The sequence below is a fragment of the Dermacoccus sp. PE3 genome (genome assembly GCF_001021715.1).
GTDB lineage: Bacteria > Actinomycetota > Actinomycetes > Actinomycetales > Dermatophilaceae > Dermacoccus > Dermacoccus abyssi.
Window position 1 is genome coordinate 187386 of sequence record NZ_LDCM01000004.1, and the last position, 14804, is coordinate 202189.

Here is a 14804-nt window from a genome sequence, read left to right on the forward strand (position 1 = left end):
GAGTTGAACGAGCGCGCCCCCGACCCGAGCTAACCGCTGATTCCGTAGTCCGCCCACACCGACGCGAGGCTGACGGGCGAGTGCTTCTGCGCCAACGCCTTGAACTGCCCACGGGTGATGTTCGCGTGGCGATACGTCGTGGCGAGCTCCTTGAGGAACGCCGTGTGACGCGGTGCGTTCTCGCGCAGGTACGAGCGGTCCATGGCGTAGCGGATGGCGCGTTGCGCGCCGTAGACGTAGTCGTAGCGGCTCGTCGCGAGGTACTCCGGCCCGCTGCTTCCCGCAAGTGTCGACTTCACGGGCGTGTAGGCCCCCGCGATGCCCGCGTGACGTGCGTAGTCGTTCTGCAGCAGGACGGCGAGACCCTCGTGGATGAACAGGACGTCACGCCAGTCCTTGGCCGTCACGGAGTTACCGAACCACATGTGCGCGTTCTCGTGCGCGATGAAGCTCGGAGAACCGTCGACGAGCGAACGCTTGTACTGGACGAGACCGACCTGCTCCTGGCCACCGACGGGGAAATTCGTCAGCGTCGGCCCACCGGACTGCGAGAACGGGTACGGGCCGTACAACCGGGCGAAGTAGTCGAGCGACTTCGCGGTGTGCGTGACGAGGTTGGCCGGAACGTTCGCCATGCCCGCGTACAGGTACGGGACGCTCACGCCTGCCGCGGTGAGCTTGCCGCGCTTCACGGCGAGACCCGGCCCGACGGTGAGCCCGGGGTTGTAGGACGAGACCCGCTCCGGAATGACGATGCGCGTGTTGACCATGCTGCCGTCGCCGAAGGTGTGCGGGGCAGGCGCGCCGTAGGCGATGATCTGGTTGGCCTTCTGCGTCGAGATGCTGATCGCGTACGTGGCCTTGTTGTCGATGCGATCGTTGCTCGGGTACCAGAACACGGCCACCTCGGGCTCACCGGAGAACGTCGTCACGGTGCCGTTCTCGATGACGCCACGGGTGCCTCGGTTGAGGAGAACCCGGTTCCAGGGGATGTCGTCGTACCTGACCTGGAGCGTGAACGACTGCCCCTTCGCCAGAGAAACGCCCGTGATCGACCACTGATACCGCGTTCCGGCCGCCTTGAACGGCTTGCTCACACCGTTCACGGTGACGCTCTTCGGTACGAGCGCGAAGTCGATGAGGAGTGATGTCGTCGCGACCTCGGCACGACACGTCATCGTCGTCGCTCCGTAGACCCGGGCATGTGTGCCGCTGGCGCCGGTGCGAACGGTGTCACCGATGGAGTAGTGACTCACCGAGTACCGGGAGTCGCCCTTGTTCGGCAACTTGGAGTCACCGGTTGCCGCCGAGACAGGTGACCATCCTGCCACCCCCAGCAGCCCCGCCCCCGCGCCTGCCGCGAGCAGGGTACGGCGTGAAATGTGCCCACAGCACTCGAGATGAGTCATCGTGCCCCCAATGTGTTCGGCACCCACGACCCCACCGCTGCCGAGACTCGCGGTCTCGTCGGTGTCGATGAATCTGATCCATCGACTCTGTCCGGTCGGTGGGCCCTGTGGGGCTCGAACCCACAACCTACGGATTAAAAGTCCGCAGCTCTGCCAATTGAGCTAAAGGCCCTGGCGCCGGCGAGTTCGCGCAGCGCGTGGGCCAGCCTAGCCCGACGGGCCACACCCGCGCACAACGCCCCGCCGCGTCGTCGTTGCGCGCGGTTCGCGCAACGACCGACCGGAACGCGCGACTGCGGAGCACCCGGCGTGGGTGCTCCGCAGTCAGGCGTTGACCGACGTCAGCTGTACGTCGGGCGCGAGTCGTTCTCCGGATCGATGTGAGGACGGTCCTCCTCGTCGAGGGCTTCGCGGTCACTCGGCAGCGAGTGCTCGGCGATGACGTTGTCGAACTCGTCGCTGATGACGACGCGGTCGTGCTCCGCCAGCGTCAGGTTCTCGGCGATCTTGTCGCGCATCATCTCCGGCATGTCGAAACCGTGCTCGTCGAACGCCGCGTTGACGATCTCCAGAGCACCCTCACGATCACCCGGTGTCATCCGCGCGGCAATGTCTCCGATGACCTCGGCGTACCGCACCGCGGCACCCTCTCCGTACTGGTCGGTGAACTGCTGCTGGTTCACCACGTAATTCCACGTTCCCATGAACGAACACCTCCTGGTTTCACGCTACATCGTTGGCACGCAGGAAAACCCGGGCGGGGCCGCGAAACGTCAGGCGATGCCCGCCCCGGCGCTGAGCGGCGCGCCCGTCTTCTCGACGACCTCGTCGAAGGTGACGTCGGGGGCCAGCTCGATACACACGAGCCCATCGTCCGTCACGTCGATGACGGCCAGGTCCGTGATGATGCGCTCGACGACGGCGAGGCCCGTGATCGGCAGCGTGCACTCGGGCAGGATCTTCGGCGAACCGTCCTTCGCGCAGTGCTCCATGAGGACGACGACCTTCTTGGCACCGTGCACGAGATCCATCGCGCCGCCCATGCCCTTGACCATCTTCCCGGGGATCATCCAGTTCGCGATGTCGCCCTTCGTCGAGACCTGCATGGCCCCGAGGATGGCCGCGTCGACCTTGCCGCCGCGGATCATGCCGAACGACGTCGCCGAGTCGAAGATCGACGCGCCGCGACGCAGCGTCACCGTCTCCTTGCCCGCGTTGATGAGGTCGGGGTCGACCGCCTCGTCGCTCGGGTACGCACCCACGCCGAGCAGGCCGTTCTCCGACTGCAGCACGAGCTCGACGTCGTCGTCGACGTAGTTCGGCACGAGCGTCGGCAGGCCGATGCCGAGGTTGACGTAGTCGCCGTCGGCCAGCTCCGTCGCGGCTCGCGCCGCCATCTGTTCACGTGTCCACACCATGTCAGTTACCGCCTTCCGCATCGCGGGTCGTGCGCTTCTCGTACTCATGGTCGAACGCTCGCCCCGCGAACTCTCGCCTACTCACTTCGCGCCGCCTTCCGCATCGCGGGTCGTGCGCTTCTCGTACTCATGGTCGAACGCTCGCCCCGCGAACTCTCGCCTACTCACTTCGCGCCGCCTTCCGCATCGCGGGTCGTGCGCTTCTCGTACTCATGGTCGAACGCTCGCCCCGCGAACTCTCGCCTACTCACTTCGCGCCGCCTTCCGCATCGCGGGTCGTGCGCTTCTCGATCCGCTTGTCTCCGGACTGCTCCTTCGTCAGCTCCACCACCCGCTGCACGTAGATGCCCGGCAGGTGCACCTCGTCGGGGGGGATGTCGCCGGGTTCGACGAGCTCCTCCACTTCGGCGATGACCGTCTTGCCGGCCATCGCGCACAGCGGGTTGAAGTTGCGAGCCGAGAGGTTGAACACGAGGTTGCCGTGCCGGTCACCCTTGGCCGCACGCACGAGCGCGAAGTCGGTGACGATGCTCTCCTCGAGCACGTAATCCTTGGCGTCGTCACCCTCGCCGAAGGTGCGCGTCTCCTTGGGCTCCGACTCCTTCTCCACCTGGCCGTCAGCGCCGTACTTCCACGGCATGCCGCCGTCAGCCACCTGCGTGCCCACGCCCGTGGCCGTGAAGAACGCCGGGATACCGGCGCCGCCGGCGCGCAGCTTCTCCGCCAGCGTGCCCTGTGGCGTCAGATGCACCTCGAGTTCGCCCTCGAGGTACTGGCGCGCGAACTCCTTGTTCTCACCGACGTAGGAGGCGGTGACGAGACGCAGGCGCTTATCGCGCAGTAGAACCCCGAGGCCCCAGTCGTCGACGCCACAGTTGTTCGAGACGACCGCGAGGTTCGTCGATCCGAGCTTGTGCAGCTCGCCGATCAGCACGCTCGGGATGCCGCACAGGCCGAATCCTCCGACGGCGAGCGACGCACCGTCCCCGATGTCCGCGACCGCGTCCGCGGCAGACGCCACGACTTTGTCCACTTCTCCTCCTGCACTCGAAGACTTCGGGCGGCACGCGACCATGTGGCCATGAGATCCACCTCACATCCGAATCCAGTTAATCACCATTAACCGAACCTGTGGGGCGTGATGCCCTGCCAGTGCGTGGTGCCAAACTGCATCCATGACCTCCAAGCCCCTCTACGCGCTCCTGCTCGACGTCGACGGCCCCGTCGCGAGCCCGGTGACGCGCACCCTCGCGATCGATTCCATCGCCGCCGATCTCGTCGCGATGGCCCGGGCGGGCGTCCCGCTCGTGTTCAACACGGGCCGTTCCGACGTCTTCGTCGCGCGCACCGTCATGCCGTCGCTCGTCGCAGCCGGACTGCCTGACGACGCCGTCGTCCTCGCCGTGTGCGAGAAGGGCTCGACGTGGTTCGTGCCGAAGCCCGAGCACCTCGACGGCGCGGGCGACGATCTCGAGGTCGACGAGCGTCTGCGCGTGCCAACGGGGCTCGTCGAGTTCTGCCGCAGCATTGCCCCCGACTTCGAGGACGCGATGTTCTTCGACGCGACGAAGAAGGCGATGGTCAGCTTCGAGGCGCTGCACGGGATCGACCTCGAGACCTACGGGCGCCGGCAGCACGAGATCGAGCAGCGCATCTGGGATTTCCTCGCCGAGCAGGAGATCGGCGTCGCATGGGAGGACCGCACGGCGCTCAACGACAGTGACGACGTCGCGTTGCGCATCGACCCGACGATCATCTCCACCGACGTCGAACACATCGGCACGGGCAAGCAGGTCGGCGCTGACAAGGCCGTCGCCTACCTCGCCGGACTCGGCATCGCACCACGGGAGTGGCGCACGCTCGGGGATTCACGCAGCGACTACGCCATGGCCGACCGGCTCCACGAGCGCGGTTTCGTCGTGCGCCACGGTGACGTGCGCCCGGCCGACGGCCGCCTCGAGCGCGACTACCCCGTCGAGGTCGCGCCCGACGACCTGACGAACGACGCCGCCGGCGCAGCGTTCCTCGCCCGCTGGCGCCGGGACGTGGAATGCGAGCGCCCCTCGGCGACGTTGGCCGGATGACACCCCACACGAAAGGCGAGACCGTGCCGCACATCTTCGAGCCCCTGACCCTGCGCGACGTCACCTTCCCCAACCGCATCTGGCTCGCACCCATGTGCCAGTACAGCTGCGACGCCGGCGACGGCATCCCCACCGCCTGGCATTTCGTCCACCACGCGACGCGCGCGGTCGGCGGGTTCGGACTGCTCATCGCGGAAGCGAGCGCTGTCGCGCCTGAAGGCCGCATCAGCCCCCGAGACGCGGGCATCTGGAACCACGATCAGGTCGCCGGCTGGCGACGCGTCGTCGACGTCGTCCACAGTCACGGCGCGAAGATGGGAATCCAACTCGCACACGCCGGACGCAAGGCCTCCACCTACCCCCCGTTCGCCGGGATGGCGAACGGAAGCGTTCCCGAGTCGGACGCCGGCTGGCCGACGCTCGCTCCGTCGGCCATCGCCTTCGACACCCTTGCCGAACCGCGCGCCATGACACTCGAGGAGATCGACGATGTCGTCGAGGCCTTCGTCGACGCTGCGGCGCGGGCGGACGAGGCGGGCTTCGACGTCGTCGAGATCCACGCGGCGCACGGGTACCTGCTGCACGAGTTCCTCTCCCCCGCGTCCAACCGCCGCGACGACGAGTACGGCGGGTCGTTCGAGAACCGCGCCCGGTTGCTGCTGCGCGTCACCCGTGAGGTGCGCGAGATCTGGCCGGCGAGCAAGCCGCTCTTCGTGCGCATCTCGGCCACGGACTGGGCCGACACGGGCTGGAACGTCGACGAATCCGTGCGGCTCGCAACGCTTCTCAAGGAGATCGGCGTCGACCTCGTCGACGTCAGCTCCGGTGGCAACGTCATCGCCGACATCCCGGCGGAGAAGAACTACCAGGTGCCTTTCGCGCAGGCCATCCGCGAACGCTCCGGGGTGGCGACGGGCGCAGTCGGCCTCATCACCGAGCCGGCGCAAGCTGAGGCAATTCTCACCGAGGGCCACGCCGACGCGGTCCTGCTCGGCCGCGCCGCCCTGCGCGAGCCGTACTGGCCGCTGCGCGCAGCGTCGGAGCTCGGCGTCACCTGGCGCGACGCGCCCTACCCCGAGCAGTACACGCGCGGGGCGTGGGATTTCGCGCCGAACTGACGAGAGCTCAAGCCTCCTCGATGGGCGCTGCGAACTGCGCCTCGTACAGGCGCCAGAAGGCACCTTTGGCCGCGATGAGCTCGTCATGGTCGCCCATCTCGACGATGTCGCCGTCCTCCATGACGAGGATGACGTCGGCGTCCCGGATCGTCGAGAGGCGGTGGGCGATGACGAAGCTCGTGCGGGCGCTACGCAGCGCCGCCATGGCCTGCTGCAGCATCACCTCGGTGCGGGTGTCGACCGACGACGTGGCCTCGTCGAGGATGAGCACGTCCGGCTCGGCGAGGAACGCCCGCGCGATCGTGATGAGCTGACGCTCGCCGCTGGAGAGGCTGGCGCCGTCGTCGCTGATGATCGTGTCGTAGCCGTCGGGCAGCGACCGCACGAAACGGTCGACGAAGGTGGCCTCGGCCGCCGCCTGGAGCTGGTCGTCAGTGGCGTCGAGGTTGCCGTAGCGCAGGTTGTCGCGGATCGTGCCGTGGAAGACCCAGCTGTCCTGCAGCACCATGCCGAGGCGCTCACGCAGTTCGCGGCGCGGCACGTGGCGGATGTCGACGCCGTCGAGCGTGATGCGGCCGGCGTCGATCTCGTAGAAGCGCATGAGCAGGTTGACGAGGGTCGTCTTGCCCGCGCCGGTGGGCCCGACGATCGCGACGGTCTGGCCCGGCTCCACGGTGAGGTCGAGACCGTCGATGAGGCGCCGCTCGGGCGTGTAGCCGAACGCGACGCCGTCGAGGGCGACGCGCCCCTGCGTCGGGCGCGACAGGTTGCCCGGCTCATCGCGTGATTCCTCGGGCGCGTCGAGCACCTCGAAGACACGCTCGGCGCTGGCCACGCCGGACTGCAGGAGGTTGACCATCGACGCGATCTGCGTCACCGGCTGCGTGAACTGGCGCGAGTACTGGACGAACGCGGTGACGTCACCGAGCGTCATCTGCCCCGACGCCACGCGCAGACCACCGACGACACAGATGACGACGTACTGCAGGTTCCCGACGAACATCATGATCGGCATCATGAGGCCGGAGAGGAACTGCGCCCGTCGGCTGACGTCGGTGAGCTTCTCGTTGCGATCGTCGAAGGCCGCCTCGACCTGCGGGCCGCGGCCGAATACCTTGACAAGGGCGTGCGCGCTGAAGGCCTCTTCGATCTGACCGTTGAGTTCACCCGTGTGCTGCCACTGCGCGATGAAGTGACCTTGCGACTTCTTCATGATGCGGCTCGCCACGAGCATGACGAGCGGGATCGTGAGCAGCGCGATGAGCGTCAGCATCCACGAGACGGTGAACATCATGACGACGACGCCGACGACGGTGCAGATCGAGACGAGCAGCTGGCTCATCGTCTGCTGCATCGACTGACCGACGTTGTCGATGTCGTTCGTCACGCGCGAAAGGAGTTCACCGCGCGGGCGGCCGTCGACGTAGGCGAGCGGTACGCGCGTCAGCTTGGCGTCGACGTCGGCGCGCAGCTTCTTCATCGTCTGCTGCACGAGCGAGTTGAGCAGCCGCGCCTGGACGACCTGGAACAGCGATGCCGCGATGTACAGGCCGAGGACGGCGAGCAGGATCCGACCCACGTGACCGAAGTCGCTGCCCTGACCCGGCACGAGATCCATGGCGCTGACCATCTCGGCGAACTTCGTGCTGCCCGAGGCGCGCAGCCCGGCGACGACCTGTTCCTTGGTCTGCCCGGTGGGCAGGCGCATCGAAACCGAGCCGGAGAAGATCGCGTCGACGGCCTTACCGAGGATGCGGGGGCCGAGCACGTTCATCGCGACGGAGGCGACGCTGAGCACGAGCACCGCGATCACCTTGAGGCGGTGGGGACGCAGCAGTCCGAGCAGGCGCAGGGACGAGCCCTTGAAGTCCATCGTCTTGGCGGCGGGCGCCATTCCGGCGCCGGGGCCGTGGCCCGGGCCGCGCTGCGCGTTCGCGGGGGCGCCGCGTCCTGCCGGGGCGCTCATGCCGCGTCCCGCGAACCGAGCTGGGATTCGACGATCTCCCGGTACTCCGGGCAGTTCTCGAGCAACTCGTGATGAGTACCCAACCCGACGGCGGCGCCGTCCTCGAGGACGAGGATCTGGTCGGCGTCACGGATGCTCGAGATGCGCTGCGCGACGACGAAGACCGTCGCGTGCCGCACGTGGGGTGCGAGGGCCTCGCGCAGGCGCCGGTCCGTGGCGACGTCGAGTGCGGAGAAGGAGTCGTCAAAGAGGTAGATGTTCGCCGACGCGACGAGCGCGCGGGCGATGCACAGGCGCTGACGCTGGCCGCCCGAGACGTTCGTGCCGCCCTGGTCGATCGCGGCGTCGAGGCCGCCGTCCATGCGTTCGACGAAGTCACGCGCCTGGGCTATCTCGAGGGCCTGCCACAGCTCGTCGTCGGTCGCGTCCGGGTTGCCGTAGCGCAGGTTCGTCGCGACGGTGCCGCTGAAGAGGTAGGACTGCTGCGGCACGATGCCGATGCGGCCCCACAGGGCCTCGGGGTCGAGGTCGCGCACGTCGACGCCGTCGATGCGCACCGCCCCGTCCGTCACGTCGATGAGGCGGGCCACGAGGGAGAGCAGGGTCGACTTGCCGGAACCGGTCGAGCCGACGATCGCGACCGTCGTTCCGGGCTCGGCGCGCAGCGTGATGTCGCGCAGCACCGGCGCGTCGGCGCCCGGGTAGCACATCGTCGCGCCGTCGAGTTCGACAACGCCATGGCTCTCGGTCGGGCGCTGCGGGTCGGCGGGTGGCACCACCGACGGCGACGTCCCGAGCACCTCGCCGATGCGCTCCGCGGCCACGGAGGCGCGGGGGATCATGACGAACATGAACGTCGCCATCATGACGGCCATGAGGATCTGGATGAGATAGGTCATGTACGCGGTGAGCGCGCCGATCTGCATGTCTCCGGCGGCGACGCGGTGCCCGCCGAACCACCAGATGGCGACGGTCGAGACGTTCATGACGAGGAAGACCGACGGGAACATGAGCGCCATGAGGTTGCCGACGCGCAGGCTCGCGCGGGCCAGGTTGTCGTTCGCTTCCCCGAAGCGCTCGAGCTCGTGCGGCTCCCGCACGAAGGCACGGATGACGCGGATGCCCGAGAGGTGCTCTCGCATGACGCGGTTGACGACGTCGAGGCGCTCCTGCACGAGTCGGAAGCCCGGCACCATGCGCACGACGATGAGCCCGATGAGCACGGCGAGGGTGGGCACGGACACGACGACGAGCCACGACAGCCCGACGTCCTGACGTAGCGCCATCGTGATGCCGCCGATCATCATGATCGGCGCCATGACCATGAGGTTGTAGGCCATGAGTACGAGCATCTGCACCTGCTGCACGTCGTTCGTCGAGCGCGTGATGAGCGACGGAGCGCCGAACTGGCCGACCTCGCGCGAGGAGAACCCGAGCACGGTGTGGAACACGCGGCTGCGCAGGTCGCGCCCGACGCTCATGGCCGTGCGCGAGGCGAACCAGGCCGCGCTGATCGAGGCGATGACGGAGACGAAGCTGACGAACAGCATCCATCCGCCGGTGCGCCAGATGTAGTCGGTGTCGCCGGTGACGACGCCGCGGTCGATGATGTCGGCGTTGAGGTTCGGCAGGTACAGCGACGTCAGGACGCTGACGAGCTGAACGACGATGATGCCCGCGAGCAGGCCGCGGTAGGGCGCGAGGCGCTCGCGCAGAAGGCGAAGAAGCACGGCGTCGAGCGTAGCCCCGCCACCGCTCACGCCGCGCGAGCATTTCAGCCGGCCCGGGGCCGACGCGGTCGGGGACGCCCACCACATCGTGGAGCCGACGAGCGTTCGGCTGCGTCGGACCTAGGCTGAACCAGATCGCGAGGGCCACACCAGGTTGCTCGTGCTCGATGGCAGGGAGGGACGACGTGGCTCAGAGGCACAAGGCACGCCGGCTGTGGCTGCCGTGGCGCAGCCGAACGCGCGCTCTCAACGCGAGGCTGTGGGACCGTGTGCCGACGGACAATCACGGTGGCGGCGACGACCCGATCTCGGCCGCCATTGGCTGCTTCATGTTCATACTCGTGCTGCCCTGGCTCGTGCCAGCGCTGCTCATCCTGCCGTTCTTCCTCGCGGAGTGCCTGCTGCAGTGGATCTTCGCGCTGCCGGTATTGCTCGTGCGCAGCCTCGGCGGGGCACGGGTGCCGGTCCGGGTGACGGTGGACGACCGTCATCACGACGAGTCCATCGCCGGATGGGGCGCGGCGAAGCGCTACGTCGAGCAGATCAACGCGAGCCCCGTGCCGCCGAACGTCGGTTACCCAGCTATGTCGCAGGGCACTCCGGAGGAGCGCGGCTGGGAGACGCCCGAGCAGCGTCAGGCGTGGGATGCCGCGCACGGCGGGCCGACCTACCCACCCCAGCGAAACGACGTTCCGCCGCACCAGGGCGCCTACGCCCCGCCTCCGAACCAGCAGCGTGGGTATCGGCGCTCAGTGGGGTTCGCCGCGCTGACCGAGAACGTCCGCACGCGAAGGGACGATTTCTTCCCTTTGTGTGCCCAAGGCCGTCGTTTCGATGCAAGAAGGGAAGAAACCACCCCTTCTGGCGCGACGTAACGGGGAGCGCGGTTCGGATTCGCCATCGTGCGAGTTGCGAAGCTCAGCAGCTAATCCCCAACTCGAGCGCTCCTTCGACGGCGGCACGCGTCGAGGGGTGGGCCATCGTCAGCCCGACGAGTTCCTCTGCGGTGAACCACCCCAGGTCATCGTGCTCGTCAGGCTCGAGATTCGCGGGAGAACCCGACCAACAGCTGGTGACGAATGCCCGTGCGTCCACCCCAGGAATGGCGAGTCCGACAGGAACCTGCAGCAGGTTCTTCACCCCTACCCCGAGTTCTTCGACGCACTCGCGCGCAGCAGCGTCCGACCAGTCCTCGCCGTCCTCGACGTGACCACCCGGCAGATCCCAAAGGTCGGGGAAGTTTTGACGACTCGGATGGCGATGCACGAGAAGCACGCGGTCGTGGGCCACCAGCGCCACGACAGCGATTCTCACTCCGGCACTCAGCCTGCGACCGTACCTCGCACCCCGGCTCGCCCTGTGAGCGTTGGCCCACTACGTGAGCTGCGCCGGTCACAGAACGGGCCGGCGCTCACACGTCACGCGACCCGACGGTGACGGCCCCCGTCGTCCGCGCCCGTACACTTGCGCGGTGAGTACGGCAGTGGGTTATTCAGGGCTATTCGGGCTGACCGGGTACCGCTACATCGTCGTCGCCTTCATCGCACGCCTGCCCCTGGCCATGTCCCAGCTCGGCACGCTGCTGCTCGTCGCGACGACGACGGAGTCCTACACCCAGGCCGGAATCTGCGCGGGCGCGCTCGCCGTCTGCAACGCGATCGGCGCCCCTTGGTTCGGGTCGCTCACCGACCGTCACGGCCAGTCGCGCGTCCTCATGTTCCAGTGCGTGGCGGGCACGATCGGTCTGTTCGCCACCGTGGCCACGCGCTACTTCGACCTTCACTGGGTCGCCACTGCCGTCGTCGCTGCCCTCACCGGGTTCGTCCTGCCGCAGGTCGGCCAGTTGGCCCGTGTACGGTGGCGCCCCATCATCGTGGGTCGCAAGGCCGACGACCGGCTCGTCGGCACCGCTTTCTCCTACGAGGGTGCAGCCGACGAAGCGTCCTTCGTCGTCGGCCCGGTGCTCGTCGGCGCCGCCGCGGCAGCTCTCGGCACGTGGGCGCCTCTCCTCGCCGCCGCCGTGCTACTCGGCCTCTTTGGCATCCAGTTCGCCCGCCACCCGAGCAGCCGCTTCGCGCCGACGCCCGTCGGCACGTCGAAGGCCCCGCTGTGGACCGCGGCCTTCACGGTCCTCGTCGCCGCGCAGTTCTTCATCGGCAACCTGTTCGGCTCGATCCAGACGGGCACGACGCTGCTCACTCAACTCGCCGGGCACCCCGAGAGCTCGGGTCTGTTCCACGCGTTGCTCGGCATCGGTTCGGTGAGCGCCGGAATCGCCCTCGGCCGCCTGACGAAGGCGCCGAACCACCCCAAGCGTCTGCTCATGTTCGCCACGGCGATGTGGATTCTCTCCCTGCCGCTGCTCGCCGTCGACAACCTCACGCTGCTCGCCGCAGAGCTCGTCATCCTCGGTTTCGCCATCGCGCCGTACATGATCACGACGTTCACGCTCGGCGAACTCATCACGCACCGTTCGCGCACAGCTACGGCGATGACGCTGCTCGCCGGCGCCACCGGTCTCGGTTACGCGACAGGCGCCGCCCTCGCCGGTCGCCTCGTCGACGAAGGCGGCGTCGCCCCCGCGTTCAAGGTGACGCTCGCCGCCACCACGCTCGCGTTCGTCCTCGCCGTCGGGGCGAAGCGCCTCCTCTCACGCACCACGCACGCCAACTGACGCTTGCGCGGGCACTCGCGCGAACTAGGCTGACACCATGCCTCGATTCTCCGTGCCCGCACTCGAATCCCAGTTCGGCCAAGCCGCCGTCACGGCTCTCACCGCTGCGGCGACGACCTACATCCGGCCCGCCCGCTTCCCCCGCTGGGTGCGTCGCGGCCTCGCGATGTCGAACACCCTGACGGCCGTAGGTGCCGCCGCCGCGGGTGACCGTCGCCCGGCGCGATCCCAGATCGCCGGCAAGACCGACAACACGATCAACCTCGTCGACGGCCGCCCCGCCTCGCGCGCAGGCGCCAACCTCGTCTCGGCCTCGTCGGCCGGCATGGCGCTCGTGACGTCGGGCCTCGCGCTGCGCGTCGACAAGACCGTCGAGAAGATGCTCGTCAAGCGCGGCGTGCGTAACCCGCGCCTGTGGATGGCGGCCGGCGCGGCCGTCGTCAGCCTCGCCGGGCCGTGGGTGACGAAGGCGATCCAGAACTCGACGGCGAAGCTTCAGGAGAAGGCCATGCCGAAGCCCGCCCTCGAGTCGACGCTCGCGAACCCGCTCGGTTCGAACGAGCAGCGCTCCACGTCGCAGTCCACCCAGATCGAGGCGGGCGACCCGTCACGGCGTGTGGTGAGCGACCAGGAGAACGGCGCCGACGCCGCACAGAACACCGACCACTGAGAAGACTCGCGCCACGCGCGCGAACGCCTCTGCGGCATCTCGGGCGGCGCCTGCCTCGTGCAGGCGTCGCCCGAAGTTCTTCTGCCACTTGGTGAGCTTCGGCGCGCCGAGCGTCGCCACCGGAACGAAGAGCACGAAGACGAGGAACGCGGCAACGAACCGCAGGTACGCCACGGAGCCTCCGGCGCGCGCCGCCAGGTATCCGCCCACGAGGAGAGCGAGCGCGGCCGCGGTGGCCGATCCGTACCACAGCAGTGCCTTCGCGCGAGCGCGTGCTGCTAACCCGCCGAGGCGCTCGGCAGCCCAGCGGGTCACGCCCTCGCGCATCTTGCTGCGCAGGTACACGACGAGCGCGCAGAGCACGACGATGACGATGACGAGCGACCACGATCTCACGCACCCATTGTGCCTGCCCGAGCGTGAGTGGCCCGTCCGCGCCGAGGCAGACGACCCGGTGGGGGCTTCCACGTAGGCTCACTCGCATGGACACCGTGCCCACCCCCCGTGAGGCGCTCGATCGCATCGCCTTCCTCCTCGAGCGCCGACGCGCCGGAACGTACCGCGTCAAGGCCTTCCGAGGGGCTTCACGCGCCCTCGCGAAGCTGTCGGACGACGAGGTGCGCGCCCGACACGCCGCGGGCACGCTCGGCGACGTTTCCGGTATCGGCAAGACGACGCTCGCCGTCATCACGCAGGCACTCGACGGCGAGACGCCCGAGTACCTCGCCACCTTGGAGGAGTCGAGCCCGGAGTTCCTCGTCGAGGGCGGGCAGGACGTTATGAAGGCCGTGCGGGGCGATTGCCACAGCCACTCCGACTGGAGTGACGGTGGCTCCCCCATCGACGAGATGGTCATGGCCGCCATCGGCCTCGGACGCGAGTACCTCGTGCTCACCGACCACTCGCCCTCGCTGCGCGTGGCGAACGGCCTGTCGGCCGAACGCCTCACGAAGCAGCTCGGCGTCATCGAAGCCCTCAACGACGCTGTGGCCTCCACCGGAACCGACTTCGAACTGCTCAAGGGCATCGAGGTGGACATCAAGGACGACGGCAGCCTCGACCAGAGCGACGAGATACTCGCCAAGCTCGACGTCCGTGTCGCGTCCGTGCACTCCAAGCTGCGCTCCGGCCCGGCAGCCATGACGAAGCGGATGCTCGGGGCGATCGAGAACCCCGCGACGACGATCCTCGGGCACTGCACGGGCCGCCTCGTGGAGGGCGAGCGCGGCACGAGGCCGCCGTCGACGTTCGATTCGAAGGCGGTCTTTGCGGCGTGCGCCGAGCACCGTGTCGCCGTCGAGATCAACGCGCGCCCCGAACGCTGCGACCCGCCGGACGACCTCATCCGTGAGGCTCTCGACGCCGGGTGCTACTTCTCGCTCGACTCCGACGCCCACGCCCCCGGCCAGCTCGACTTCCTCGCCTACGGCGCCGAACGCGTCGAGCGGCTCGACGTGCCCCTGGAACGGGTCATCACGACGTGGCCGGCCGACCGCGTCCGGGCGTTCGCTCGCAAGGAGATTCCCTGAGGTTCCGGGCAGATCGGGCCGTTTTGCAATGCCCCCGAGACGTGTACTAAAGTTACGCAAGTTCGAGCGGCGCCGAGAGGTGAAGATCGCAAAGCAAAGCTCGATGATTTGCGCATGTCCCCATCGTCTAGCGGCCTAGGACACTGCCCTTTCACGGCAGCGGCACGGGTTCGAATCCCGTTGGGGATACCAGCACAAATCGGCCT

General features: G+C 68.2%; 14 protein-coding genes and 2 tRNA genes. 7 read left to right on the plus strand and 9 right to left on the minus strand.

Features of this window, described 5'->3' with window-relative positions; all coding sequences use genetic code 11:
- Nucleotides 1–29: 29 nt before the first annotated feature.
- The 5 genes from AA983_RS11240 to AA983_RS11260 all read right to left on the minus strand — a co-directional run bounded on the left by AA983_RS11240 (nt 30) and on the right by AA983_RS11260 (nt 3860).
- Nucleotides 30–1409 carry a M1 family metallopeptidase gene (locus AA983_RS11240; RefSeq protein WP_156170370.1) on the minus strand — a complete coding sequence of 460 codons (1380 nt, stop codon included), beginning with the start codon at nt 1407–1409 and terminating at the stop codon, nt 30–32.
- A 99-nt stretch (nt 1410–1508) separates the two neighbouring features.
- A tRNA-Lys gene (locus AA983_RS11245) sits at nt 1509–1581 on the minus strand.
- A 169-nt stretch (nt 1582–1750) separates the two neighbouring features.
- Nucleotides 1751–2113, minus strand: coding sequence for a hypothetical protein (locus AA983_RS11250; protein WP_047312363.1), 363 nt, complete (start codon nt 2111–2113; stop codon nt 1751–1753).
- Nucleotides 2114–2182: 69 nt separating this feature from the next.
- The gene (locus AA983_RS11255; RefSeq protein ID WP_047312364.1) at nt 2183–2827 is read right to left on the minus strand and encodes a CoA transferase subunit B; all 645 of its coding nucleotides are present in this window, start codon (nt 2825–2827) and stop codon (nt 2183–2185) included.
- Nucleotides 2828–3074: 247 nt separating this feature from the next.
- Nucleotides 3075–3860: a CoA transferase subunit A gene (locus AA983_RS11260; protein WP_047312365.1), complete on the minus strand. Its 786-nt coding sequence runs from the start codon at nt 3858–3860 to the stop codon at nt 3075–3077.
- 142 nt (nt 3861–4002) lie between these two features.
- Here AA983_RS11260 and AA983_RS11265 point away from each other — a divergent pair, with 142 nt between their 5' ends.
- Both AA983_RS11265 and AA983_RS11270 read left to right on the plus strand, forming a co-directional pair.
- Nucleotides 4003–4911, plus strand: coding sequence for a hypothetical protein (locus AA983_RS11265; RefSeq protein ID WP_047312366.1), 909 nt, complete (start codon nt 4003–4005; stop codon nt 4909–4911).
- A gap of 23 nt (nt 4912–4934) precedes the next feature.
- Nucleotides 4935–6029: an NADH:flavin oxidoreductase/NADH oxidase gene (locus tag AA983_RS11270; protein ID WP_197079007.1), complete on the plus strand. Its 1095-nt coding sequence runs from the start codon at nt 4935–4937 to the stop codon at nt 6027–6029.
- 7 nt (nt 6030–6036) lie between these two features.
- Here the strand turns inward: AA983_RS11270 and AA983_RS11275 are convergent, their stop codons facing one another.
- The gene (locus tag AA983_RS11275) at nt 6037–7995 is read right to left on the minus strand and encodes an ABC transporter ATP-binding protein (protein ID WP_047312368.1); all 1959 of its coding nucleotides are present in this window, start codon (nt 7993–7995) and stop codon (nt 6037–6039) included.
- A complete protein-coding gene (locus AA983_RS11280) occupies nt 7992–9725 on the minus strand; it encodes an ABC transporter ATP-binding protein (protein WP_047312600.1) in 1734 nt (577 codons plus the stop codon). Before AA983_RS11280 ends, AA983_RS11275 begins: the two co-directional genes overlap by 4 nt.
- 185 nt (nt 9726–9910) lie before the next feature.
- Here AA983_RS11280 and AA983_RS11285 point away from each other — a divergent pair, with 185 nt between their 5' ends.
- Nucleotides 9911–10600, plus strand: coding sequence for a hypothetical protein (locus AA983_RS11285; RefSeq protein WP_156170372.1), 690 nt, complete (start codon nt 9911–9913; stop codon nt 10598–10600).
- A 43-nt stretch (nt 10601–10643) separates the two neighbouring features.
- Here AA983_RS11285 and AA983_RS11290 read toward each other — a convergent pair whose 3' ends face one another.
- Nucleotides 10644–11024 carry an NUDIX hydrolase gene (locus AA983_RS11290; protein ID WP_231579595.1) on the minus strand — a complete coding sequence of 127 codons (381 nt, stop codon included), beginning with the start codon at nt 11022–11024 and terminating at the stop codon, nt 10644–10646.
- Nucleotides 11025–11196: 172 nt separating this feature from the next.
- Between AA983_RS11290 and AA983_RS11295 the strand changes: the two genes are divergently transcribed.
- Nucleotides 11197–12399 carry an MFS transporter gene (locus AA983_RS11295; RefSeq protein ID WP_047312371.1) on the plus strand — a complete coding sequence of 401 codons (1203 nt, stop codon included), beginning with the start codon at nt 11197–11199 and terminating at the stop codon, nt 12397–12399.
- A gap of 37 nt (nt 12400–12436) precedes the next feature.
- Nucleotides 12437–13069, plus strand: a complete 633-nt coding sequence (locus AA983_RS11300) for a hypothetical protein (RefSeq protein ID WP_156170373.1) — start codon at nt 12437–12439, stop codon at nt 13067–13069.
- Here AA983_RS11300 and AA983_RS11305 read toward each other — a convergent pair.
- Entirely contained in the window at nt 13007–13465 is a 459-nt protein-coding gene (locus tag AA983_RS11305; protein ID WP_047312373.1) for a hypothetical protein, read from the minus strand. The two genes, AA983_RS11300 and AA983_RS11305, sit on opposite strands and share 63 nt — an antisense overlap.
- Nucleotides 13466–13551: 86 nt before the next feature.
- On the opposite strand from AA983_RS11305, the gene AA983_RS11310 reads away from it, so the two are divergent.
- Both AA983_RS11310 and AA983_RS11315 read left to right on the plus strand, forming a co-directional pair.
- Nucleotides 13552–14598 carry a PHP domain-containing protein gene (locus tag AA983_RS11310; protein ID WP_047312374.1) on the plus strand — a complete coding sequence of 349 codons (1047 nt, stop codon included), beginning with the start codon at nt 13552–13554 and terminating at the stop codon, nt 14596–14598.
- Between the two features lie 116 nt (nt 14599–14714).
- Nucleotides 14715–14790 (plus strand) — tRNA-Glu (locus tag AA983_RS11315).
- Nucleotides 14791–14804 lie beyond the last annotated feature (14 nt).

Bases quoted from the DNA above. Each gene is read 5' to 3' on its own strand.
- AA983_RS11240 (WP_156170370.1), bottom strand. From the start codon at position 1,409: ATGACTCATCTCGAGTGCTGTGGGCACATTTCACGCCGTACCCTGCTC.
- AA983_RS11250 (WP_047312363.1), bottom strand. From the start codon at position 2,113: ATGGGAACGTGGAATTACGTGGTGAACCAGCAGCAGTTCACCGACCAG.
- AA983_RS11255 (WP_047312364.1), bottom strand. From the start codon at position 2,827: ATGGTGTGGACACGTGAACAGATGGCGGCGCGAGCCGCGACGGAGCTG.
- AA983_RS11265 (WP_047312366.1), top strand. From the start codon at position 4,003: ATGACCTCCAAGCCCCTCTACGCGCTCCTGCTCGACGTCGACGGCCCC.
- AA983_RS11275 (WP_047312368.1), bottom strand. From the start codon at position 7,995: ATGAGCGCCCCGGCAGGACGCGGCGCCCCCGCGAACGCGCAGCGCGGC.
- AA983_RS11300 (WP_156170373.1), top strand. From the start codon at position 12,437: ATGCCTCGATTCTCCGTGCCCGCACTCGAATCCCAGTTCGGCCAAGCC.
- AA983_RS11310 (WP_047312374.1), top strand. From the start codon at position 13,552: ATGGACACCGTGCCCACCCCCCGTGAGGCGCTCGATCGCATCGCCTTC.